The organism is Serratia sp. (in: enterobacteria) (genome assembly GCF_051654945.1).
Classification (GTDB): domain Bacteria; phylum Pseudomonadota; class Gammaproteobacteria; order Enterobacterales; family Enterobacteriaceae; genus Chania.
The window spans coordinates 1-3,162 of the sequence record NZ_JBOFZA010000030.1 but is presented as its reverse complement, the minus strand read 5'-3'; the positions used below and the strand labels follow the sequence as shown (position 1 = coordinate 3,162).

The following is a 3,162-nucleotide window of genomic DNA, read 5'->3' as shown; positions in this document are numbered from 1 at the left end:
GCTGGACTCTATGGTGATATCCATATTTTTGAGTTGAAAAGTTTTCAAGCCGTGTTTACAGCGATAAAGCTGAATTTCGACGGCGGAATTCAGGATAACACCGCTGGTTTCACAGCAACGGGGACAGATCACATCAATTTTTGCCATCGGTACACTCAGAAGGCAAAGAATACATCAACACGAGATTAGCGTTACGACCCACGCCAGTGGTCTGCATTAATGTCAGCGCTGTCGGATTACCATACTCAGCAGTTGTGAAAAAAGATATTGAAACTGATGAACACCAGCATGTCAGCCTTGACTAATAACACATAACTTAATTGACTCGGTATCAGTAAGGAAAACCATGACGACCTCATCAACGAATAAACTGTCCCTATGGTCACTCACCGCGTTGGTGGTGGGGTCCATGATAGGGGCCGGGATATTTTCTTTACCGGCCACCTTTGGGCGTGCAACGGGGGGGTTTGGTGCCATCATCGCCTGGTGTATTGCGGGCGGTGGGATGTTAATGCTGGCTTTTGTCTTCCAAACGCTGGCGCAACGAAAACCCGATCTTGATTCCGGTGTTTTTATCTATGCCAAAGCCGGGTTCGGTGACTATCTGGGATTTGCCTCTGCACTCGGCTTCTGGGCCGGGACCTGTATTGGTAACGTCTCTTATTTTGTGCTGATTAAGTCGACGCTGGGTGCTTTCTTCCCGATATTTGGCGACGGTAATACCATTCCAGCAGTGCTGTTTGCCTCACTCATTCTTTGGGCGTTCCACATTCTGGTGCTGCGCGGGGTGAAAAGCGCCGCGGCGATCAACACCATTGCTACCATCGCCAAAATCCTGCCGATCCTCATCTTTGTCATTGTGCTGATCTTTGCCTTCAAAAGTGACGTGTTTGCACTCAACTTTTGGGGAACACCAGAGACCGCAACCTCTTTGGCTAGCGTGGGGGATTTATCTCATCTTAACGACTACGGCTATGTAGGCCATGCCGCCGCCGCCATCGTCCCTGCCGCAGAACCCGAATCCCTATTCAGCCAGGTGCGTAGCACCATGCTGGTGACGGTATTCGTCTTTCTGGGGATTGAAGGTGCCAGCGTCTATTCCCGCTATGCCAAAGAACGCAGCCACGTGGGGATAGCCACCGTGCTGGGGTTCATCGGCGTGCTGTGCCTGTTGGTGCTGATCACCATGCTGTCTTATGGCGTGCTGCTCCGTCCCGATCTGGCAGCGCTGCGTCAACCTTCGATGGCGGGCGTGTTGGAGGCTATTGTCGGACGCTGGGGGGCTATCTTCATCAGCGTGGGTCTGATTGTCTCGGTGCTGGGTGCTTACCTCTCCTGGTCTTTGCTGGCGGCAGAAGTGCTATTTTCCGCCGCGAAAAGCAAGAGTATGCCGAAGGTGTTTGCCACCGAAAACCGTAATGCGGTGCCCTCTTCCGCCGTCTGGCTGACCAACATCACCATTCAGGTATTTTTGATCCTGACGCTGTTTAGCGATTACGCCTTCCAACTGGCGCTCGAACTGACCAGTTCCCTGACGCTGATCCCATACCTGTTAGTGGGGGCCTATGGGCTGAAGTTGGCTCTGACCGGTGAAACCTATGAAACCGATAAACGCGATCACAAAAAGGATCTGATCTTCGCGCTGATTGCCACCTTCTACGCACTGCTGATGCTGTACGCCGGTGGTATGAAATATCTGCTGCTCTCCGCCATCATCTATGGCCCAGGCACGCTGCTGTACATTATGGCCAAACGTGAACAACAGGCAAAACTGTTCACTCCAGCCGAAATGGGACTTTTTATCATCGTTATGGTCGCCGCCATTGTCGCAATCTACAACATTGCCACTGGCGTTATCACAATCTGATCGAGGCAAGTCATTATGACGACTAAGAAAAAGACGCAGTCCAAGTTTGGTGTTCATTCAGAAGTAGGGAAATTGCATAAGGTCATGGTCTGCGCCCCCGGGAAGGCGCATAACCGACTGACGCCAAGTAACTGTGATGAACTGTTATTCGATGATGTACTGTGGGTTGAGCGCGCCAAACGTGACCATTTTGACTTTATGACCAAGATGCGCGAACACGGCGTGGACGTGGTTGAGATGCACAACCTGCTGGCCGAAACGTTGGCGCTGCCTGAAGCCAGAAAGTGGATACTGGATCAGCAGATTGTGCCCAATGAGGTATCGCTGGGGATCCTGAAAGAAACCCGCAGCTTCCTGGATGGTCTGGCACCACGAGCATTGGCGGAGGTACTGATCGGCGGCCTCTCCACTACCGAGCTGGCCAAAGAAGGTTATGCCGACCATGAAGAGTTGAAGCTGATCCGTGAAGCGGTAGGCATCACCGAATACCTGCTGCCACCGCTGCCGAATACCCTGTATACCCGTGATACCACCTGTTGGATCTACGGCGGCGTGACCTTGAACCCACTGTATTGGCCTGCTCGTCACGAAGAAACCATTCTGACTACGGCGATCTATAAGTTCCACCCGGATTTTGGCGAAGCCAACGTTAACGTCTGGTGGGGGGACCCAACAGTACACCACGGTACCGCCACGTTAGAAGGTGGAGACGTAATGCCGATCGGTAACAAAACGGTGCTGATTGGCATGAGTGAACGTACTTCGCATCAGGCGATCACCCAGTTGGCCGCTTCGCTGTTCGCCAACAAGCATTCCGGCGTTGAGCGGGTAATGATTGCAGCCATGCCAAAACTGCGCGCCGCCATGCACCTGGATACGGTATTTACCTTCTGCGATCGCGATGTCGTCACGCTTTATCCGGCGATCGTCAATCAGATCAAAACCTTCTCACTGCGCCCGGATGATGGCCCAACCGGCATGAAGCTGAGCCGCGATAATGGTACCTTTGTTGAGGCCATTGCCGGGGCGTTGAACCTGAAAAAACTGCGGGTGGTGGAGACCGAAGGTAACGACTACGATACCGAACGCCAACAGTGGGATAGCGGCAACAATATGGTGGCGCTTTCTCCTGGAGTGGTGCTGGCTTACGATCGTAATACCAAAACCAATACCCAACTGCGTAAGGAAGGCGTGGAGGTGATCGAGATTGTGGGGAGTGAACTGGGCCGTGGCCGTGGCGGCGGCCACTGTATGACCTGCCCGATTATCCGCGATGCCATCGATTACTAACAACG

Annotated in this window: 2 protein-coding genes; both read left to right on the top strand. The window is 52.9% G+C overall.

Going from position 1 to position 3,162, the window contains the following annotated elements; translation table 11 throughout:
* Window positions 1–346: 346 nt before the first annotated feature.
* Window positions 347–1,867, top strand: a complete 1,521-nt coding sequence (locus ACRDCA_RS03415) for an amino acid permease (protein ID WP_438688306.1) — start codon at window positions 347–349, stop codon at window positions 1,865–1,867.
* A 15-nt stretch (window positions 1,868–1,882) separates the two neighbouring features.
* Window positions 1,883–3,157, top strand: a complete 1,275-nt coding sequence (arcA, locus tag ACRDCA_RS03410; RefSeq protein WP_438688305.1) for an arginine deiminase — start codon at window positions 1,883–1,885, stop codon at window positions 3,155–3,157.
* Window positions 3,158–3,162 lie beyond the last annotated feature (5 nt).

Coding starts and splice junctions, on each gene's coding strand:
- arcA (WP_438688305.1), top strand. CDS start 1,883: ATGACGACTAAGAAAAAGACGCAGTCCAAGTTTGGTGTTCATTCAGAA.
- ACRDCA_RS03415 (WP_438688306.1), top strand. CDS start 347: ATGACGACCTCATCAACGAATAAACTGTCCCTATGGTCACTCACCGCG.